This window comes from Mesorhizobium sp. C089B (assembly GCF_030323125.1).
Taxonomy (GTDB): Bacteria; Pseudomonadota; Alphaproteobacteria; order Rhizobiales; family Rhizobiaceae; genus Mesorhizobium.
The window spans coordinates 4,285,108-4,306,017 of sequence record NZ_CP100469.1; the positions used below are offsets into that span (position 1 = coordinate 4,285,108).

Consider the following 20,910-nt stretch of genomic DNA (forward strand, 5'->3'; position numbering starts at 1 on the left):
TTATTCCCGGCCCCTTTGCGTCGGATCGAGGATGTCGCGCAACGCGTCGCCGATCAGATTGAAGGCCAGCGCCAACGCGAGGATTGCGGCGCCGGGGAAGAACACCAGCCAGGGCGCGGCCTGGAAATAGGTCTGGTTCTCGAAAATGATGTTGCCCCACGACGCGGTCGGCGGCTGCACACCGATGCCGAGGAAGGAAAGCGTCGCCTCGAGCAGAACCGTGGTCGAGATGCCGAGCGTGCCCCAGACGATGATGGTCGGCAGCAGATGCGGCAGGATGTGGCGAAATAGGATGCGCGGCGCACTCGCCCCGATGCTGCGCTCGGCATCGATGAACTCGCGCTCGGCCAGCGATGAGGTCTCGGTGTAGATGACACGCGCCGTCTGCACCCAGTTGACCAGCGCGATGACCATGGCGACGATCCACAGACTCGGCTGAAACACTGCCGCCAGGCAGATGGCGAGCAGCAGCGCCGGGAACGCCATCATCAGATCGGTGAAGCGCATCAGCGCACTGCCGATCCAGCCGCGGAAATAGCCTGCGGTGACGCCCACCAAAGTGCCGATCAAAAGCGCCACGCCATTGGCGACGATGCCGATGATCAGCGAGGTGCGGGCGCCGTAGAGGATGCGGGTCAAGAGGTCACGTCCGAGCAGGTCGGTGCCGAGCCAATACTGGGCGCTGGGCGGCAGCGGCGAGCCCTCGATGGTCAGGCCGTCGAACATCTGCTCGTTGGGATCGTAGCCGGTCAGCCGGGGCGCCAGCACGGCGCCGGCGACAACAATGGCGACGATGACCAGCCCGAGCAGCGCCAGGCGGCGTTTGACCAGCCGACGCCAGACGCCGGCGCGCGGTTTTGCCGGCATGCGTACCGGGAGATCAGGCGCGATGGGACTGGTCATCGCCGCCTTCCTCATCCGTCATTGCCACGATCCTGCGCGCGGCATCCTCGACGCTGATCTGCCAGCTCATCGCCAGCGATCGCAGTTGTGCATAGGCACGCTCGTCATCGCTGCCTTTCGACAGCGCCGTCACCGCGCGCACAATGGTCTGGCGCTCGGCGACGCGCTGGCGCAGCGACGCTATCTCGCCGGCTAAATGCTTGCGTGCCTCGAAGCTCTGCCTTGCGATCAGCAATGCGCTGTACACACCGGCATTGCCGACCGGCTTCAGCAGCTGCGCATCGGCCTTGTGCGACAGCGCCCATTCGATACGCCCCGGCGCCTCGGAACCGATCAGCGCCACCAGCGGCATCGGCGCCTCACCGGCTTCCCACGGGAACTGCTCGTCGAAACCGAGATCGGCATCGAAGAAGACGAAATCGGCGGCGAGAGCTTCCGGCGGCAATTCCGGCCAGCAGTCGATCGTAGCCAGGCCGATGGCCGACAATTGCCTGGTGATGGCCTGCACCGTCGGATGCGGGCGATGCAGGATGAAAGCCCGCGCGCCGCCGAGATTGGGGATGCGCGTCCGCGTCATGACACCACCCTCAGACGCGGACGGCCGAATGTCTTGGCGGGGTCGTAGCGCGACAGATAGGGATCCGGCGCGACCTCATCCTCCTGGCTGACGACCTCGAAGAAGCCATCGGCGATCCGGCCGATGATCACTGGCAGCGTCGCGTGCTGGGAGTGGGCGTCGATGGCGATCGGCCCGAGCCGGGTGGAGAAGCGCCGCTCGGCGAAGGCCTTGGAAAATTCCGCCGGGCCGGCATCAGTGTTGCGCGACAGCACGTCGGCCATCACCTGCACCGAGGCATAGGCGGAGGCCTCGAAGGACGAAGCGAAGGCAGCCGGCCGGGGCGCGAAATAGGGCCCGACCGACAGATGCCCTTTCCCTGTCTCGCCGATCGCCGGCAACTCGCCTTCCGTGAGGTTGCAGGAGATGACGGGGCAGTTTTCCGGCCTGAATGCCGCATCCTCATCGCCCAACTCGCGGTAAGCCGCCAGGAAGGCATACGACGAGGTGCCGATCAGATTGTTGAGGATGAAGCTCGGCCTCGTCGCCCGGATTTCCGCGATCAACCGCGACACGTCGGTCTCGCCGATGCGCAGATAGCGCTCGCCCAGCACTTTGCCGCCGGCATCCGCGATCAGGTCGCGCGCCACGCGGTTCATCTCCCAGCCCCAAATGTAGTTCGAGCCGAGCAGGAAGCCGTTGGCGCCGAAACGCGGCACGACATGCGCCATCAGCGGAACCAGATGCTGGTTGGGGCAGGCGTGCATGTAGACGACATGCTCGTTGGCCTCGAACCCTTCATAGGGGCAGGCATACCAGAGCATGCCGCCGGCCTTCTCCAGCACCGGGATGGTTTCCTTGCGGCTCCACGAGGTGACGCAACCGACGACATGGCGCGCGCTGCTGGTCCTGAAAATGTCCTCGCACAAAGTCGCGTAGCGATCGGCATTACTTTGCGGATCGCGCTCGACCGGAACCAGTTCGATGCCATAGCTCCGATCGGCATTGATGTCGGCGATGGCGCGCGTGGCGCCCATCCGGCACGCATCGGAGACCAACTGGTAGCTGCCCGAGCGGGAATACAGGATGCCGATCTCGATACGCCGTTTCAAACCGATCCTCAGAAATGACAATGCCCCGCAGCCAGCGCCGGAGGGCGAGGCATACGAGGCATATTTGCCGCCCGGCGACCAAGGCCGGTATTTTGCGCTAGCGTATTCGGTCCGGCGGGTCAGTCAAGCGGGAAAGTACGTGGTCATGGGATCGGCCTTGTCCGGCTGCTTCTAGTTCCGCAGCGTGAACATCAAAGGCGCCACGACAGCCGTACCGGCCTTCTCAGGCGGTGGCGCGGGCACCGTCGCACCCTGCAGAATGCCGAGCGCGGCGCGATCGAGATCGGCGTCCCCCGAAGATCGGGTCAGCCGGACGGAGGTCACCTTGCCCGAAGCGCTGACGACGAAGGTCACATTTGCGGTACCCACGGCGCGCCGCGACCTTGCCGCGCTCGGGTAGCGCTTGTGCCGATTGATCCATCCGATCAGCTGGGAGTTCCATTTGCTTGCACTGACTGATGATCCACTCGATTGCGAAGCCTTCGGCGCCGACGCCTTCGCCGCTGCCTTTTGATCGACACTGGCGGTCACGACCGCTTTCGCCGGCGCGGCCTTTTCCTTCTTCTCTTTCTTTGCTTTCGGCTTGGGTTTTTCGGCAGCCTTCTTCGCCTTCTCGATCGGCTTGGTCTCCGCCGGCTTGGTCTCCGCCGGCTTGGTCTGGGGCGGCGGAATGACCACATCCGGCGCTATGGTCGGGACGATGTCGGGCACCACCTCATCCAGCGGCGGCGATTGATCGGGCTGCTCGGCCGCTGCCGTCTCGATCGGAGCGGCGGGTTGAACCGCTTCCGTCTTCTCGGCGACCGGCCCCGGCTGACCGGGCTCGGGCTCCACGACGGGCTTCAGTTCGGCAACCGCCTCCTCGATCTGGTTCGGCGGCTCAGGCGTCACCACGTCGGCCATCGAGTCCTCCTGCACCGCCGGCGCCACCATCAGCGGCGACAGCTCGATAGCCACAGCCGGCGGCGGGCCGCCATCGGCCATGTTGGCCAGGCTGAAGCTCTGGACGGCATAGGCGATCGCGACATGCGCGCCGACAATGACAATGGCCGCAGCCGCCCACAAGCCAATTTCGCGCAGGCCGGCGCGTGGCGGGTCGGCCGCGGGTGCGGCGGCGGCCAGTTGCGTCACGGGGCGGCGCCCCGGTGCGCCGCGGATGCGTCCGCCGGCACCGTCTCCAGCCCCACCAGCGCGATCTTCAGATAACCAGCGCCGCGCAGCAGGTTCATCACCTCCATCAGCTCGCCATAACCGACCGCCTTGTCGGCACGCAGGAAGATGCGGGTCTGCTTGTCGCCCTTGGTTCTGCCGTCGAGCACCGCGGCGAAAGCCTGGCGCGGCACGCTGTCATTGCCGATCGCGAGCGTCAGATCGTCCTTCAGGGTCAGGAACAGCGGCGTTTCCGGCCGGGGTGCTGGCGTCGCCGTCGAACCCGGCAGATCGACATTGACGTCGACTGTCGCCAAGGGTGCAGCGACCATGAAGATGATCAGCAGCACCAGGATGACATCGATGAACGGGGTGACATTGATCTCGTGGTTTTCCTCGAGATCGCCATCGATAGCCTCGCGAATTCTAGCCGCCATAGCCCATCACTCCGCCGCCAGCGCGGGCGCCTGCGGCACCGTGCGGAAATCGAGATCGCGGCTGACCAGCCGCTCGACCCCGGCCGAGGCATCGGCAAGGAGCTGCCGGTAGCCGGCTATCGACCGCGCAAAGACGTTGTAGATGACCACCGCGGGAATGGCCGCGACCAGGCCCATCGCCGTGGCGAGCAGCGCCTCGGCGATGCCGGGCGCGACGACCGCGAGGTTGGTGGTCTGCGCCTGCGAGATGCCGATGAACGCTTTCATGATGCCCCAGACGGTGCCGAACAAGCCCACGAAGGGCGCCGTCGAGCCGATCGTCGCCAGCACGCCGGTGCCGCGCGACATGCGCCGCGCCGCCGCCGCTTCGATGCGCGACAGGCGCGACGTCACGCGTTCCTTCAGCCCGTCGCCGGTGACATGGCCGAGCGCACCGGCCGAAAGGGCAGTCTCTTCCTCGGCCGCCCGCACCAAAAGCGCACCGGGGCCGCCACTGTTGCCAAGCGCGCGCCCGGCCTGGCGCAGCGTGGCGGCATTGCCGATGGCGCGCGCAGCGCGACGGGCGCCGAGCTTGCCGAAGAGAATCTCCAGCGATTTGGCCAGCCACACCGTCCAGGTGACCAGCGAGGCGAAGGCCAACCCGATCATCACCGCCTTGACGATGATGTCGGCGGCCATGAACATGCCCCAGGGCGACAGATCGTGCGGCAGCGTCAGCGATATTGCCGAAGGCTCGGCCTGCGCGGATGCACCGGGCTGGGTTGCCGGCTGTGGCGCGGTCGGCGCCGCCTGCCCGGCAGTTGGCGAAGCCGGCGCGACAGGCGCAGCCGGTGCGGGCCGTTCGACTGCGACCGGGGAAGGCTGGGCCGCCGACCGGGCAGCTGCAGCGGGTTCCGTCGTCACCCTGGGCTGCGTGTTTGGCTGCTCTTGCGCAGCAGCGCTGCCGGCCGACAGCATGACCGCGGCCAGCGCCGCCAACAAACCATTTCTGGACACGCTTCTTCCTCGCTTCGTCATTGCACGTACGATCGGCTGGTCGGTGACGGAATGTCGACCCCGGAAATCCAGCCACTGGTTCTGGCTTCTCTCAAACGCGGCACAGCCGCTGGAAACAATTCAGGCGGCCGAGTGCCCTGCTTGACTATAAAACATGAGTTTACTAGTCAACAAACAAGATGGCTTTTTTGGCCAACGATTATCGGCGCGATGTCTCAGCGGCACATCGTCCTGGCGTCGGTCTACCTGGTGTCGTCGCACTGAGGGATGGACGGCCGCAGGGTTGCTGGGCCACGATACCGGGCAGCAATTGAGGCAGGCTGCGATGATCAAGGCGATACCGTTCGATTTCCCCTATGACGGCCGGCTGGTGCCGGCAAACACCGCGTTGCTGGTCATCGACCTGCAGGAGGATTTCCTCTCGCCGACCGGCTATTTCGCCAGGAAGGGTTATGACCCCGCGCCGCTGCGCGCCATCCTGCCGACAGTCAACCGACTGATATCAGCGGCACGCGCGGCCGGCCTCACCATCATTCACACCAGGCAGGGATATCGCGGCGACATGGCCGACATGACGCCGTACGAGAGATGGCGCCGCAAGCGGGCGGGTCTCGAAGGCACCGACGTGCTGCTGCGCTCCGGCCCCGGCTTTCAGATCGTCGCCGACATCGACGTCGCGCCGCACGACATCATCGTCGACAAGACCTGCAACAGCGCCTTCACCTACACCGACCTGGAACTTGTGCTGCGCGCACGCGGCATCACCCATCTGATCTTTTCCGGCTGCACGACCGATGTCTGCGTGCACACGACGCTGCGCGAGGCCTGCGACCGCAATTTCCAGTGCCTGACCATCGCCGATGCCTGCGCCAGCGGCGACCAATACGCGCATGACGCGGCGCTGCATATGGTGACGGTGGAGGACGGGGTATTTGGTACGCTGACGGAATCTGACGCGGTGTTGGAGGCGCTGGCAGTGCTGAGTGGTGATTAGACGCTGGCGGGACAGCACCCCTCTGCCCTGCCGGGCATCCCCCGCAAGGAGGGCGATCAGACATCACGTCGGCTTTCGCCAATTACCAACGTTGAGAGCCGGCGCTCAAGCTGCCAATCTTCCCCTTTGAGGGGGAGATGTCCGGCAGGACAGAGGGGGGTGCTGTCCCCGCCGGCGTTCCCGATCGCGATCTCGCTACCCAGCTGCGTGAATATCCGACCCGCCCCGCGAGGCAAACGCGCCGGGCTGCGGCACCTCCGCCTCACGGCGTGCCAGCGAATTACGCAAGAGCGCGATCGTCTCGCGGCCGACGCCGGCGATCTCGCGCGGCCTGTCGACGCCAACGATCATGAACTCGCTGATGCCCAGCGCCGCATAGGACAGCAGCGACAGGGCGATCTGCGCCGGTGGTCCGGAAAGTTCGACCGCCTTGTGTCCGACGGTAGAGGCGCCACCCTCCGAGCGGACCCGGACCGGAAGCGCAAAACGCAGCTTGCCGGCGCGGCCATGCTCGGCGGCGGCGCTGCGCGCCCGTTCCATCAGCTGGCGGATCTCGTCGGGCGAACCAGGCGCCAGCTCGAAGACGTCGGCATGGCGGCCGGCGACCTTCAGCGCCGTGCCGGACTGGCCACCCATGCGGATGGTGATATCGACGCCATGCGGCCCCTTGCGCGGCACATAGCCACCCTTGATGCTGTAGAACGCACCTTCATGGTCGAAGGGCCGGTCGTTCGACCACAGCCGCTTCAGCAGCACCAGATATTCGTCGATGCGCTGCCAGACCACGGTGTGGCCGACCGGACGCGTCTCGGCATCGTCGTCATCCAGCGGCTCGCTCAGCATCCTCAGCGCCAGCCGGCCGCCGCTCCTGGCGTCGAGCGCCGCCAGTTGCCGCGCCGCAACCGCAGGCGCGATCACGCCGGCCCAGTGCGTCAGCACCACTTCCAGCGACGAGGTGCGGTCCAGCGCCTGGGCGGCGATGTCCATATTGGTCAACAGCCCGGCCGGGTCGTCGACGACGATGTTCTGGAAGCCGGAATCCTCGATCAGCGACAGCTTTGTCGCCGTCTCGACGAAATCATAGAAGAACGGAACGGCCGAACCGGCGTCGGCGGCATGCGTTTTACCGGGAACATGCGTGAACTCGATCGGCATTGCCATCTCCTCCATCACGTTGGATGTATGTCGCCCAAAAGTGGCCCCGGTTTTTGAGACGACGACATGCGTAAAAACAAGCGGTCAGCGCCAAAGCGCATCCGCATTCGGTTCATCAACTCCGGTCACTCACTGAAAGCGATAGGTCGCCACCCTTCGGCCTGAACGGGTCAGGGAATCAAGCCGAGCACGACTGCCCCGGTGAACACGAACGCAAGGGCAAAGACGAGATAGGCGAAGGCGCCGGCATAGGCCGGGCGGAAAGCCTGGCTATTGGCCAGCCTCTGGCTGGTGCGGTCCGTCTCGGCGTTCTGGATATAGGACATATCGACCTCCGTGTTGCGGATTAATCTATAAAATCAGTAGACTTTGTCGAGTGCTATTTTTTGGCGATATGTAGAACGATTTTCTCAGTATGCCTTATTATTTGGTTTTGGATTGCTGGGGGACCCCTGCTGGCGACAAGCGAGCGACAAGCTTGGCCGACGTCTGCATAGGCGATAGCATCGCCATTCCGGCATAAATGCGGATCATTTCGATCGGGAACGGGAACAGAACATGGGTACAAGACTAGCCGGCAAGATTGCAATCATCTCGGGCGGCGCGACCGGAATGGGCGGAGCGGCCTCGGAATTGTTCGCCGCCGAAGGCGCCAAGGTGGCGATCATCGACCGCAATGGCGAGGCGGCGGCAGCCACTGCGGCGGCGATACGCGCGCGGGGACATATCGCCGAACACTGGGTGGCCGACGTCTCGGACGAGGCGCAGGTCGAGGCCGCAGTGAAGGCGGCGACTGCCAGGCTCGGCCCGGCCACGGTGTTGTTCAACCATGCCGGCACCATCGTGATAAAGCCGTTCCTGGAGACGACAGTGCAGGAATGGGACTGGCTGCATGCGGTCAATGTCCGCTCGATGTTCCTGATGACGCGCGCCGTGTTGCCGGGCATGATCGCTGCCGGTGGCGGTTCGATCGTCTGCACCTCGTCGATCTCGGCTGTGGCGGCCACACCCATGGAGGTGCTCTACGACACCACCAAGGGCGCCTGCCACATGTTCGCGCGCGCCATCGCAGTCGAATTCCGCGACCGCAACATACGCTGCAACGCCGTCTGTCCCGGCTTCATCCGCACGCCGCACGGCCTGCGCGAGGTCGCCGATCTCGGCAAGCTCGGCGTCGACGTGTCGGACGCCGCATTGGCCGCACAGCAGGGCCGCATCGGTGAGCCGGAGGAAGTGGCCAAGGCAGCGCTGTACCTCGCCAGCGATGAGTCCAGCTTCGTTAACGGGACGCATCTGTTTGTCGATAATGGTTTTACGGCGATGTGAGTATCCCAGGCTTGGCCTACTCGCTTACCGCTCTTCTCGTCGAAACGGCTTCAGCAGCGCCGACGGCGCAACCGCGTTGCGTGACATCACGGCCATCGCGACGATGGTGAAAATGAAGGGCAGCATCAAGAACGCCTCATAGGGAATATGCCCGAGGCCGCTCGCCTGCATGCGCAATTGTAGCGCATCGACGAAGGCGAACAGCAGCGCCGCGCCCGCAGAGCGCCACGGGTCCCAGCGGCCGAACACGACCAGCGCGATCGCCACCCAGCCACGGCCCGACACCACACCAAAGGTGAAGGCGTTGAACTGTGCCATGGTGAGGAAGGCGCCCGCAAGCCCCATCAGCGCACCGCCGAGGATGACCGCCTGGAAGCGCGTGGCGATGATGCTGACCCCAGCGGAATCAGCGGCGCGCGGGTTCTCGCCGACCATCCGCACCGACAGCCCCCAAGGCGTGCGGTAGAGCACGAAAGCAGCGAGCGGATGGCAATGATTGCCAAGTAGACCAGCGCAAACTGGTTGAAAACCGCTGACCCCAGAACCGGAATATCCGACAGCAGCGGGATCGGCACCGTCTGAAAACCCTTGATGCTGGGCGGCACCGATTGCTGGCCGAAGGTCAGACGGTAGAGGAAATAGGCAAGGCCGGACGAGAACAAAGTAACGCCGATGCCGCAGACATGCTGGCTGAGGCCGAGCGCCACCGTGAACAGCGCATGCAGCGCGCTCATCGCCATGCCGGTCAACACCGCGGCCAGCACGCCGAGCCACAGGCTGCCGCTGAGGCTGGCGGCGGTGAAGCCGGTCATCGCGCAGAGCAGCATGATGCCTTCGATACCGAGATTGAGCACGCCGGCCCGCTCGGAGAACATCTCGCCCAGCGTGGCAAATGCCAGCGGCGTGGCGATGCGGATAATGGCGGCGAGGAAGCCGACCTGAAAGATCTGTTCGAACACCGCGCTCATAAGGCGCCGACGCGGCGGATGCGATAGGCCGTGAACAGCAGCGCCACCAGCATGGCGAGCAGCGCCGTGCCCTGGATGACATCGCTGAGGAACGCCGGCACGCCGGTGGCGCGCGACATCGCTTCGGCGCCGGTCATCACGGCGGCCAGGAAGATCGCCGCCGGTACGACGCCGAGCGGATTGAGCCTGGCCAGCATGGCAACGACGATGCCGGAATAGCCATAGCCCGGCGAAATGTCGCTCATCACCTGGAAATGCACGCCGCCGACCTCGCCGACGCCGGCAAGCCCGGCCAGCGCGCCCGACAGCAGCGCCGTCGAGATCAGCACCCGCTCGACGTGGATGCCGCCATAGCGGGCGGCTTCCGGGCTTTCGCCGGTGACCCTGATCCGGAAGCCGAGCGTGGTCCGCACGATCAGGAACCAGATCAACGGTGCTGCGATCAACGCGGCGATGACACCCAGATGCAGCCTTGTGCCTTCGAGCAGCACCGGGAAATTCGCCGAATCCTCGATCGGCGGCGAGATCGGATAGCCGCTGAACGAGTCCTTCCACGGCCCCTCGATCAGCGCCATCAGCGCATAGTAGATGACCGAATTGAGCAGCAGCGAGCTGACGACGTCGTCCACCTTGAATTTGACCCTGAGCGTCGCGGGCACCAGCGCTACCGCGGCACCGGCAGCAGCGCCCGCCAGCGCCATCGACAGGATCGCCAGCGCGCCCGGCATTGGGATGGCGCCGACGAAGCAGCTGGCCACGGCGCCGGCCAGCAATTGGCCCTCGGCGCCGATGTTCCAGAATTTGGCCCGGAAGGCGACGGCCACAGCCAGCCCGGTGAAGATCATCGGGGCGGCGCGCACCAGCGTTTCGGTGATGGCATAGCTGTCGCCGAACGAGGCCGACAGCATCACGCCATAGGCCTCAAGCACGCCGGCGCCGGCCAGCGCGATGAGGCCGCTGCACAGGACCAGCGCTGCGCCGATGGCCAGCAGCGGCAAAGCGAGATTGAACCAGGCGGGGGTGGAACTGCGGGCTTCGAGGCGGAACATCAGCTATGCCCCTCCGCCGCCCAGACAGTCGCGCCGCCCCTCATCCGCCTGCCGGCACCTTCTCCCCGTATAGACACGGGGAGAAGGGATCTGGGCCCTATGGCAACTCCCCTCTTGCAGCTGTGGCGATTGGCGAAACCATGGGTGAGAGCCCCTCTCCCCGTCTCTATACGGGGAGAGGATGCCGGCAGGCAGGTGAGGGGCAGCGCTGACGCTTAAAGTCAGCCAAAAGCGGGCAGTATTATTTGAAGTTTCTGCGAGGAACCGAGCGAGAAAGTCCATCTAGGCTCTGCCCTCCGCCCCGGTCATCAGCAGCCCAAGCCGCGCGATGGTCGCATCGGCGCTGTCCAGCGTGCCGGCGATGCGGCCCTCATACATCACCGCGATGCGGTCGCAGAGCACGAGCAGCTCTTCGAGATCCTCGCCGATGACGATGATCCCGCAGCCCTTGGCACGCATGTCGAGGAATTTTCGTGGATGAAGCGGGCGGCACCGATGTCGAGGCCGCGCGTCGGCTGCGAGACGATCAGCACCTTCGGGTCGAAAGCCAGTTCGCGCGCCAGCAGCGCCTTCTGCAGATTGCCGCCCGACAGCGCGCCGGCGCGGGTCATCGGCCCGGGGCACCTGATGTCATAGGCCTTGATCTGTTCTTCGGCGAAGGCGCGGATCGCATCTGGCTTGAGCAGGCCCCGGCTGCTGAAAGCCGCAGTACCAATGCGCGGCAACACCATGGAATCGGCGAGCGGCAGATTGGTGACCAGCCCGGTCGTCATACGGTCTTCCGGGATGCGGCCAAGGCCGAGCGCCTGCACCTCGCGCGGCGAGAACCGCGTAACAGGTTTGCCGGCTATCGTCATCGCGCCGGCGTCGGGCGCGCGCGTGCCGGAAATCACCTCGGCCAGCGCCCGCTGGCCATTGCCGGAGACCCCGGCAATGCCGAGGATTTCGCCCGCGCGAACGGCAAGCGATACATCGCGCAGCGGCGTCCCCGAATGCCGTGAGGTGGAAATACCGTCGAGCGTCAGCACCGCCGCGCCTTGGGTCGAAGGTCCTCTTGCCGGCGGCACGATCTCATGGCCGCACATCAGCTGCGCCATTTCTGCCGATGTCGTGTTCGCCGGATCGTCGACACGGCCGGCGACGCGGCCGTGCCGCAACACGGTGCAGCGATGGGTGAGCGCCCGCACCTCGTTCAATTTATGCGAGATGAAGATGATGCCGAGCCCCTGCGCCGCCATCGAGCGCAGCGCCGAAAACAGCCCGTTGACCTCGCCCGGCGCCAACACCGCGGTTGGCTCGTCGAGGATCAGTAATTTTGCGCCGCGAAACAGCGCCTTGACGATTTCGAGCCGCTGCTGCTCGCCGACCGACAGCGCCGAGACCGGCAGGTTGGGGTCGAGTGTCCGCCCATGCCGGCGGCTGATGTCGGACAACCGGGCAAGTCCGCCGGCGCGGTCGATGCGGCCGGATTTGCCTGATATGCCGATCAGCAGGTTTTCCAGCACCGTCAGCCGCGGTGCCAAGTGAAAATGCTGATGCACCATGCCGATGCCGGCGGCCAGCGCATCGGCCGAACTGGTGATCCGCACCGGCTTGCCCTGGATCAGGATCTCGCCGGCGTCGGGCGCATAGGCGCCGAACAGCACATTCATCAGCGTCGTCTTGCCGGCCCCGTTCTCGCCCAGAAGCCCGAGGATTTCACCTGGCGCGACGCTGAGATCGACACCCTCGTTCGCCTTGACGGCGCCGAAGCTCTTGGTGATGCCGCGCATTTCGATGAGAGGGGCGGACAAGGATGCTCCTGCGGAGATACCCCTCCCCCTCGAGGGGAGGGTGCCTAGCGAAGCGAGGCGGGTGGGGTCACCTCAACTGCCTCAACCCATGACTTAGCAGGATGGAGCACTTCGCGGAGGACCCCACCCGGCCCTGCGGGCCACCCTCCCTCAAGGGGGAGGGGGTGCGCCGAGCTAATCCGAAACCGGCGTGTTCTCATCCACATCCACCCGGAAATTGCCTTCCAGGATCTCGGCCTTCTTCTTCTCGACCAGATCCTTCACATCCGCCGGCAGCGTCTTGTCGAACTTGTGATAGGGCGCCAGCGACGAACCGCCCTTGGCCATGCGCGAGAAGTCGCCATAGTCCTGCGCGGTGAAGACGCCGGCCTTGACCAGCTTGATCGCCTGCTCGACCGTCGGATACATGTCCCACACCGGCCCGGTGATGACCGTGTCGGGGCCGAGGCTCGACTGGTCGGACATGTTGGAGATGGCGAGGATCTTCTTGTCCACCGCCGCTTCGATGACGCCGAAGCGCTCGGCATAGATGACGTCGACGCCGGCGTCGATCTGGGCGACCGCAGCTTCCTTGGCCTTGGGCGGATCGAAGAACGAGCCGATGAAGGCGACCTTCTTCTTGATGTTGGGATTGACCTCCTTGGCGCCGGCAAAGAAGGCGTTGACCAGCCGGTTCACTTCCGGAATGCCCATCGCCGCCACCGCGCCGATCGTGCCCGACTTCGACATCTTGCCGGCGATCATGCCGGAGAGATAGGCTGGCTCGTGGATCCAGTTGTCGAAGACGCCGAAATTGGGTTCGGCCGGCCCGGCGCCGGAGCCAAACAGGAAAGCGGTCTTCGGGAACTGCTTTGCCGTGCGGCGCGATTCACGCTCGGCGGCGAAGGCGTCGCCCAGCACCAGCTGATACCCGCCTTGCGCATATTCGCGCATGACGCGGCTGAAATCGGCGGTCTGCACCTTTTCCGACCATTTGTATTCGATGCCGAGTTCCTTCTCGGCCTTCTGCAGGGCGACGTGGATCTGGTTGTCCCACGGCTCCTCGATCGGCGTGGCGAAGATCGCCGCCACCTTCAGCTTCTTGTCCTTGGCGAAGGCTGCACCCGGCAGCATGGCTGCGGCCAGGCCAAGTGCGCCGAGTTCCAGCACGTCGCGCCGCGACAGGCCGGTCGATTGCGATTTGTTTTTCCGGTTTTCCATCTAGTGCCCCTCTGTTTGACAGCCGTGTCGAGCCGGCTGTTCCGAAATCAGACGCGGAACTATGGAACGGGTGCGGACTTTTGTCCACATGGTCAAATTTGGCGGTGTCGCTGGCAGGAGCCGGCGCTAGCGTACCGCCTTCTCGCCACCGGCTACGGTGATGACGCCGACGATGATCAGCCCGGTCAGCAACAGCCGAACGCCGGCACTGACGCCGAACGTGTTGAGCATGGTCAGAAGCAGCACCAGGAACAGCGCCGCGCCCCAGACACCGGGAACATTGGCCTTGCCGCCGGCGACCGAGGTGCCGCCGATGACGACGACGGCGATCGAGGCCAGCAGGTACTCGTTGCCGATATCGACATTTGCGCCGCGGAAATAGCCGGCGAGCAGCGCCCCGTCCATGCCGCCGAGCGCGCCCGACAGCGTGTAAGTGAGGAAGCGGGTGCGGCCGACATTGACGCCGGCAAGCCACGCGGCGCGGATGTTCTGGCCGATCGCCAGCACCGAGCGGCCATAGATCATGCGCTGCAAGGCGATGGCCGCACCGATGGTGAACAATACGGTAAGGATCGCCAGCACTGGAATGCCCAGGATTTGCCAGTTGGCAAAATCGGCAAAGCCGGGCGGCGGCTTGATCTGCAGGCCACGCCCATAGCTGATGTCGATCGACTGGATGATGAAACTGGCCGACAGAGTGGCGATGATCGGCGGGATCCTCAGCGCCCAGATCAGGAGATAGTTGACGGCACCGATGGCAGCGCCGCAGGCGAGCGCGGCGAGCAGCCCGACCACGATCATGGAATCGCTGCCGCCCATGACCTTCATGGCGACGGCGCTGGCGAGCCCGATATTGGCCGGCAGCGACAGGTCGACATTGCCTGGCCCGAGCGTGATGACGAACATTTGGCCGACGCCGACGATGACGGTGAACACGGCAAGCGAAAGTGCCGCCGTGATCATGCCGCCGCCGCCATAGCCGCCGGTGAAAGCGATGGTCGCCAGCCAGACGAACATCGCGCCGATAAACGACCAGATCCAGGGTTTGGCGACAAGCGATTTAACCAATGTCATCGCTACCTCTCCCTGCGGCTGATCAGGACGCGGGCTGCCAGCACGATGATCAGGATGGCGCCGTTGGCGGCGACCTGCCAATCCGGCGGAATGTGCATGAAGGTGAGCAGAGGCGATGCCGCCAGCGCCAGTGTCAGCGCGCCGAGCACGGTGCCGATCGGCGACACCCGGCCGCCGACGAACTCGCCGCCGCCGAGAATGACGCCGGCGATCGCCAGCAGCGTGTAGCCATTGCCGATATTAGCGTCGGCCGAGGTGGTGATGCCGATCAGCGCCATGCCGGACAGAACGCCGAATAGGCCGGTCAGCGCAAACAGCACGATCTTGGTTCGAAGCAGCGACCAGCCAGCGCGCCTGAGCGCCGCCGGATTGCCGCCGGATCCCCGCAGGATGACGCCATAGGAGGTGCGCATCAGCCCAAAATGCACCACCGCTGCGATCGCCAGCGCGGCGATGATAGGGAACGGAATGAAGGGCGGCTTGAAGGCCATCAGCGACAAGAGCCAGTCCGGCGCCTTGCCACCGGGCTTGGGCAGCACCAGAATGGCAAGCCCCTGCCAGACGAAGCTCATGCCCAGCGTCACCACGATCGACGGCAGATTGCGCAGATGGATCAGTGCGCCGAGCAGCGCATAAACGCCTATGGAGCCGAGCAGGATGATCACGCCGAGCAGCGGCGCGTCCTTCAGCCAGGTCGCGGTGACGCAGCCGACAAAGCCGACAAAGGTGCCGATCGACAGATCGAGCTCATTGCCGGCGATGACGAACATCTGGGCGATCGTCGCCAGCGCGATCGGAATAGCGAGGTTCAACATCAGGCTGAAGCCGAAATAGCTGATGGCGCGTGGGTTGAGCCAGGCGATGGCGATAACCACCAGCGCCAGCGACAGCGCCGGCAACAGGCTGCGCAGCAGGCGCGCGCGGGCCGCGCTGCTGCGCGGCGAGGACGTAGGGCCGAGAGCGACTGCCGTCATCTCAGGCCGCGTCGCCGAATGAGGACTGGATGATCTTTTCCTCGGTCAGCTCGTCGCGCGTGAGATTGGCGACGATGCGGCCGTTCTTGAAGACATGGATGTGGTCGCAATTGTCGAGCTCTTCGGTCTCGGTGGTGTACCAGAGGAAGGTCCGGCCCTTGGCCGCCTCCTCGCGCACGAGATCGTAGACCTCAAGCTTGGTGCCGATGTCCACGCCGCGCATCGGATCGTCCATCAGCACGATCTGCGCATCGGAACCCAGTGCGCGGGCAAACAGCGCCTTCTGCTGGTTGCCGCCGGACAGCGAGAAGATGTTGTTGGTCATGTCAGGCGTGCGGATGCCGATCTTCTGCTTCCAAAACTCAGCAAGCTCGGCCTCGCGCTGCGGCGAGATCAGCAACCCTTTGCGCAGCCGCGCCAGCGAGCGGATGCCGATGTTTTCGGCAATAGACCATTGCGGGAAAATGCCGTCCGATTGGCGGTCTCCGGCCACCAGCGCCACCGGGGCGGTCACCTCGATATCAAGCCTTCTACGCGTCGCGGCGGCAAAGATCGCCAGCAACAGGTCGGTCTGGCCATGGCCGGCAAGCCCGGCAAGCCCGATGATCTCGCCGGCGCGAGCGACAAGCTCCTTGCCATCCTGCTGCCGCTCGGGCCGCGCCCGCACCCTGAGCGGGCCCGCCGCCGGCCTGGCGGCGATCTCCGCCGCGATCTTCTCGCGCGCTTCCGCGCCGCCCATGGTGGCCACCAGCCGGTCGCGGTCGAACGCTTTTGCAACGTCCGTGGCGACCACCTTGCCGTCGCGCATGACCACGATGCGGTCGGCATTCTGCAGCACCTCGCCCAGCACATGCGAGATCAGGATGCAGCTGCCCCCGGTGGCTACGAAACGGCGCACGAAGGCAAGCAGCTGGCCCGCAGTATGCGCGTCCAGCGAAGAGGTCGGCTCGTCGAGAATGACCAGGTCGAGCGGATCGCGCGTCACCGTGAAGGCGCGCGCCACCTCGACCATCTGCCGCCGGCCGATGGAGAGATCGCCGGCAATGTCGTCTGCCGAGATGCCGTGATCCGGAAAGATTTCGTCCAGCTTGGCGGCAATGAGAGCAGCCGCCTTGCGTCGCCAGCCGAAGCCGGTGAGCGCCGGATGGTTGATGCGCGTATTCTCCGCGATACTGAGGTTAGGGCAGAGCGACAGTTCCTGGAACACGCAGCGTATGCCGAGTTTCAGCGCGCGCGCCACCGAGTAGTCGGTTTCGGCATTGCCACGCACCGCGATCTCACCGCCATCGGGCTGCAGCGTACCGGCCACCATATGCATCAGCGTCGATTTGCCGGCTCCGTTGTGGCCGACCAGCCCGACGCATTCGCCTGATACAACATGGAAGTCGACGCCGTTAAGCGCCCGAACGGCGCCGAAATGTTTTTCGGCGCCGTTCAGCCTGATGATGTCCAAATGGGCGGCGCCGAAATGTTTTTCGGCGCCGCCCAGTCTGATGATGTCCGTATTGGCCTCAGGCATGCTCAACGATATCCGGTCGGTCATGCCGCTGGCAATGAATGCAATGCATCACTTGATATTGGCTTTGATCGCCGCGATTGCGTCTTCCTGGCTGTATTCGTGGGTGGCGACGCCGCCCTCCTTGATTTTCGGCAGCTCGGTCTCGAAATTGTCCTGGGTAAAGGCGAGATACGGCACCAAAAGGTCATGCGGAATGTCGGTGCGGCCGTCGAGCACCTGCTGCGCCACCCAGAAGGCCAGCGACGACACGCCGGGCGCGATCGAGGCCGACCAGGTCTGGTAGCCATCCTTGTCCTTCTGCTCCTTCCACCATTTCAGCTCGTCCTGGCGGTTGCCCATGATGATGGTCGGACGCGGCTTGCCTGCGGCGGCAAAGGCTTGTGCCGCGCCATAACCGTCACCGCCCTGGTCGACGATGCCGACGATGTCGGGCAACGAAGGCAGGATCGTCGCGACCGCCTTCTGCGCCGTCGTCTGGTCCCAGTCGCCGGTCACCGAACCGACGATCTTGAACTCGGGATGGGCGGCGACGCCTTCGAGGATGCCGGCATGGATGGCATCGTCGATCGAGGTGCCGGCAAGGCCGCGGATTTCCAGCAAATTGCCGCCCTTGGGCTGGAACTTGGCCATCTGCTCGACTTCCTGCTTGCCCATGTCCTTGAAGTCGACGACGACGCGGTAGGCGCAAGGTTCGGTGACCGTCCCGTCGAAGGAGACGACGACGATGCCGGCATCGCAGGCCTGCTTGATGGCGCCGTTCAGCGCATCCGGCGATGCGGCATTGATGACGATGGCGTCATAACCCTGCAGGATCAGGTTCTGCACCTGGGCAGCCTGGGTCGGCACTTCCTTGTCGGCGGTGGTGAAGATGTCGGCGGCGCCGACGATCTTATCCTCCACCGCCTTCTTGGTGACGATGCCGTAGCTGTCGAGCATCGCCTGGCGCCACGAATTGCCGGCGTAATTGTTGGAGAAGGCGATCTTCTTGCCGCTGGTGTCGGCAAGCGCCGTGCCCGAGGCGAGCATCGCCGCCAGAGCGCTCAGGACGAGCAGTGTCTTCATGTCATAATCCTCCCATGGATTGTCGGCCCCGCCGACTGTTGCAGATGGTTTTGGCGTTGTCTGCCTGTTTTTTATCTATTGTCAGACAAATTCAGATACGCCCGCTTGTCAACTGCGATCGATCACGCTTGGACGATCAACTTCAGGTGCGGCGGTTGAAAAGCCTTCGCGTGCTGGTCTAGGGAAGGGTCCAGGAGACCATGCATGGCAGCGATGCCGCCGACCCTTCCCCCAGTGCACCCAAAAGAATGGGCGCCCCCGGAATTCCGGCGCGCTGGACGTCAAGCGCCAAGAGCGGCGTAGGTGCCGCGCTTTCGCCGGCGAGCCGCGTCTGGTTCACGCTCAGCCATGGCATCGTCAACGAGGTCTATTATCCCGGCCTCGACAGCGCCTGCACGCGCGACATGGGACTGCTGGTCACCGGTCCCGGCGGCTGGTTCTCCGAGGAGAAGCGTGACGCCACGCATGCCATCGAGCCGTTCGAGGACGGCGTGCCCGCCTACCGGCTGATCAACGCGACGGCGCGTTACCAGATCGAAAAGCGCATCCTGGCGGATCCGGCGCGCCCGGCCTTGCTGCAGGAAACCAGCTTCACGGCACTCGAGGGCGTGGCCACGGACTACCGCGTCTACGCCCTGCTGGCGCCGCATCTGGTCAATGCCGGCATGGGCAACACCGCCTGGACCGACGAGCACAAGGGGAGGCCGATGCTGTTCGCGTCCGGGCGCGGCACCTGCCTGGCGCTTGCATCCTCGCTGCCCTGGGGTGATTGCTCGGCCGGCTATGCAGGCTTTTCCGACGGCTGGCAGCAACTCAGCCGCGCCGGCCGGCTCAATCCGGCCTGCCAAAGGGCGGAGGACGGCAATGTCGCGCTGACCGGCGAGATCGGCTTTTCCTTACGCAACAGCAAAGCCTTGCTTGCGCTTGGGTTTGGGGCAACGCCGGATGAAGCGGCCGAAAACGCCGCCGCCAGCCTGAAACGCGGGTTTGAGCCGGCGGCAAAGGTCTATGTCGCGAAATGGCGGAAATGGCAGGCAGGCCTGACGGCGCTCGACCACCATGATGCATCCGGCCTCAACACCTACCGCGTCAGCACAGCGGTGCTGGCGACACACCTGTCGCTGGCGAGGCCCGGTGCGGCCGTCGCCAGCCTGTCGATCCCCTGGGGGTTCAGCAAGGGCGACGACGACCTTGGCGGATATCATCTGGTCTGGCCGCGCGACCTCGTAGAAACTGCGGGCGGCTTCCTCGCCGCCGGCGATCCGGCGCAGGCGCTTGAGATCCTCGCCTATCTCCGTTCCATCCAGCAGCCGGACGGCCACTGGCCACAAAATGTGTGGCTCGACGGCTCGCTCTATTGGCCGGGCATCCAGATGGACGAATGCGCCTTCCCGCTGCTGCTTGCCGATGCGCTGCACCGCGCCGGCCACCTGCCGCGCGCAAAGCTCGCCGCCTTCATGCCGATGGTCGAGAAAGCAGCGTCCTATATCGTGCGCAATGGCCCCGTCACCGGGCAGGACCGCTGGGAAGAGGACGCGGGCTACAGCCCATTCACGCTCGCCGTCGAAATATCGGCACTGCTTGGCGCCGCCGATCTGTTCGACGTCAACGGCAAACCCGAGCCGGCTAACTATTTGCGCGAGGTCGCAGATTGCTGGAACGACCAGATCGAGCGCTGGACCTATGTCAGCGGCACACCGGCGTGCCACGAGGCTGGCGTCGACGGCTACTACATCCGCATCGCGCCGGCCGACGGTTCAGGCGCCGCATCGCCGAAGGACGGCTTCGTACCGATCAAGAACCGTCCGCCGGGCGATACCGACAAGCCGGCCGAAGCGATTGTCAGCCCGGACGCGCTGGCGCTGGTCCGCTTCGGCCTCAGGGCCGCGGACGATCCGCGCATCGTCGGCACGGTCAAGATCATCGACGCGCAACTGCGCTGCGACCTGCCGCAAGGGCCTATATGGTACCGCTACACCAGCGACGGTTATGGCGAACACGCCGACGGCGCCCCCTTCGACGGCAACGGCCAGGGCCGGCCCTGGCCGTTGCTGGCCGGCGAACGCGCCCACTACGAGCTGGCCGCCGGTAACAAGGCCAAGGCGGCAAGCCTGCTCAGGACATTCGAGGCTTCGGCTGGCGTGGGCGGTCTGCTGCCGGAACAGGTCTGGGACGGCGCCGACATACCGGAGCGCGAATTGTGGCTGGGCAGGCCGTCGGGCAGCGCCATGCCGCTGGTCTGGGCGCATTCGGAACACATCAAGCTGTTGCGCTCGCTCCGCGACGGCGCCGTCTTCGACATGCCGCCGCAAGGCGTCAAGCGCTATGTCAGGGACAAGACCGGCTCGCCGCTGAGGATATGGCGCTTCAACAACAGGCTGCGCACCATGGAAGCCGGCAAGACGCTGCGGGTTGAACTGCTGCAGCCGGCACTGATCCGCTGGAGCGGCGACCAGTGGCAGACCAGCCACGAAATCAACACGTCCGTGAATGTCTTTGGCGTCCATATGGCGGATCTGCCGGTGACCGATATTCCGCGAGGCAATACGATCGTCTTCACTTTTTTCTGGCCCGACGGCGGCCGTTGGGAGAATGTCGACTTCACCGTCGGCATTGAGAACTAACTCGCCAGCAATTTCTTTC

Annotated in this window: 17 protein-coding genes and 2 pseudogenes; 3 read left to right on the forward strand and 16 right to left on the reverse strand. The window is 65.0% G+C overall.

Features of this window, described 5'->3' with window-relative positions:
* From NLY44_RS21180 to exbB, 6 genes are all read right to left on the reverse strand, one after another.
* Positions 1-903: an ABC transporter permease gene (locus tag NLY44_RS21180; RefSeq protein WP_023693235.1), complete on the reverse strand. Its 903-nt coding sequence runs from the start codon at positions 901-903 to the stop codon at positions 1-3.
* Positions 881-1,480, reverse strand: a complete 600-nt coding sequence (locus NLY44_RS21185; RefSeq protein ID WP_023693236.1) for an ANTAR domain-containing response regulator — start codon at positions 1,478-1,480, stop codon at positions 881-883. The genes NLY44_RS21180 and NLY44_RS21185 overlap by 23 nt, the downstream gene beginning before the upstream one ends.
* The gene (locus tag NLY44_RS21190; RefSeq protein WP_023693237.1) at positions 1,477-2,571 is read right to left on the reverse strand and encodes a transporter substrate-binding protein; all 1,095 of its coding nucleotides are present in this window, start codon (positions 2,569-2,571) and stop codon (positions 1,477-1,479) included. Before NLY44_RS21190 ends, NLY44_RS21185 begins: the two co-directional genes overlap by 4 nt.
* A 171-nt stretch (positions 2,572-2,742) precedes the next feature.
* A complete protein-coding gene (locus tag NLY44_RS21195) occupies positions 2,743-3,702 on the reverse strand; it encodes an energy transducer TonB family protein (RefSeq protein WP_023806409.1) in 960 nt (319 codons plus the stop codon).
* Positions 3,699-4,157, reverse strand: a complete 459-nt coding sequence (exbD, locus tag NLY44_RS21200; protein ID WP_023710186.1) for a TonB system transport protein ExbD — start codon at positions 4,155-4,157, stop codon at positions 3,699-3,701. Before exbD ends, NLY44_RS21195 begins: the two co-directional genes overlap by 4 nt.
* 6 nt (positions 4,158-4,163) lie before the next feature.
* A complete protein-coding gene (gene exbB, locus NLY44_RS21205; RefSeq protein WP_023806410.1) occupies positions 4,164-5,153 on the reverse strand; it encodes a tonB-system energizer ExbB in 990 nt (329 codons plus the stop codon).
* A gap of 325 nt (positions 5,154-5,478) precedes the next feature.
* On the opposite strand from exbB, the gene NLY44_RS21210 reads away from it, so the two are divergent.
* Positions 5,479-6,147 (forward strand): cysteine hydrolase family protein, encoded by a 669-nt coding sequence (locus tag NLY44_RS21210; RefSeq protein ID WP_023686098.1) that lies wholly within the window; start codon positions 5,479-5,481, stop codon positions 6,145-6,147.
* 195 nt (positions 6,148-6,342) lie between these two features.
* On the opposite strand, the gene NLY44_RS21215 is transcribed toward NLY44_RS21210, so the two are convergent.
* Positions 6,343-7,302 carry an LLM class flavin-dependent oxidoreductase gene (locus NLY44_RS21215; protein WP_023732922.1) on the reverse strand — a complete coding sequence of 320 codons (960 nt, stop codon included), beginning with the start codon at positions 7,300-7,302 and terminating at the stop codon, positions 6,343-6,345.
* A gap of 170 nt (positions 7,303-7,472) precedes the next feature.
* Entirely contained in the window at positions 7,473-7,628 is a 156-nt protein-coding gene (locus NLY44_RS21220) for a hypothetical protein (protein ID WP_023670454.1), read from the reverse strand.
* A gap of 232 nt (positions 7,629-7,860) precedes the next feature.
* On the opposite strand from NLY44_RS21220, the gene NLY44_RS21225 reads away from it, so the two are divergent.
* Positions 7,861-8,628 carry an SDR family NAD(P)-dependent oxidoreductase gene (locus tag NLY44_RS21225; RefSeq protein ID WP_023686096.1) on the forward strand — a complete coding sequence of 256 codons (768 nt, stop codon included), beginning with the start codon at positions 7,861-7,863 and terminating at the stop codon, positions 8,626-8,628.
* A gap of 24 nt (positions 8,629-8,652) precedes the next feature.
* Here NLY44_RS21225 and NLY44_RS21230 read toward each other — a convergent pair.
* The 8 genes and pseudogenes from NLY44_RS21230 to NLY44_RS21265 all read right to left on the reverse strand — a co-directional run bounded on the left by NLY44_RS21230 (position 8,653) and on the right by NLY44_RS21265 (position 18,267).
* Positions 8,653-9,596: pseudogene (locus NLY44_RS21230) on the reverse strand (ABC transporter permease).
* On the reverse strand, positions 9,593-10,645 hold the full coding sequence (locus tag NLY44_RS21235; RefSeq protein WP_023806411.1) for an ABC transporter permease: 1,053 nt from the start codon (positions 10,643-10,645) through the stop codon (positions 9,593-9,595). Before NLY44_RS21235 ends, NLY44_RS21230 begins: the two are co-directional and overlap by 4 nt.
* A 282-nt stretch (positions 10,646-10,927) precedes the next feature.
* Positions 10,928-12,438: pseudogene (locus NLY44_RS21240) on the reverse strand (ABC transporter ATP-binding protein).
* Between the two features lie 174 nt (positions 12,439-12,612).
* Positions 12,613-13,638, reverse strand: a complete 1,026-nt coding sequence (locus NLY44_RS21245; protein WP_023806413.1) for a BMP family protein — start codon at positions 13,636-13,638, stop codon at positions 12,613-12,615.
* 126 nt (positions 13,639-13,764) lie between these two features.
* Positions 13,765-14,712, reverse strand: a complete 948-nt coding sequence (locus NLY44_RS21250) for an ABC transporter permease (protein WP_023698400.1) — start codon at positions 14,710-14,712, stop codon at positions 13,765-13,767.
* 2 nt (positions 14,713-14,714) lie between these two features.
* Positions 14,715-15,686 carry an ABC transporter permease gene (locus NLY44_RS21255; RefSeq protein WP_023670462.1) on the reverse strand — a complete coding sequence of 324 codons (972 nt, stop codon included), beginning with the start codon at positions 15,684-15,686 and terminating at the stop codon, positions 14,715-14,717.
* Position 15,687: 1 nt separating this feature from the next.
* A complete protein-coding gene (locus NLY44_RS21260; protein ID WP_023732918.1) occupies positions 15,688-17,205 on the reverse strand; it encodes a sugar ABC transporter ATP-binding protein in 1,518 nt (505 codons plus the stop codon).
* 48 nt (positions 17,206-17,253) lie between these two features.
* A complete protein-coding gene (locus tag NLY44_RS21265; RefSeq protein WP_023670464.1) occupies positions 17,254-18,267 on the reverse strand; it encodes an ABC transporter substrate-binding protein in 1,014 nt (337 codons plus the stop codon).
* 248 nt (positions 18,268-18,515) lie between these two features.
* Between NLY44_RS21265 and NLY44_RS21270 the strand changes: the two genes are divergently transcribed.
* A complete protein-coding gene (locus NLY44_RS21270; protein ID WP_156941051.1) occupies positions 18,516-20,891 on the forward strand; it encodes a glucan 1,4-alpha-glucosidase in 2,376 nt (791 codons plus the stop codon).
* The last annotated feature ends 19 nt before the right edge of the window (positions 20,892-20,910 follow it).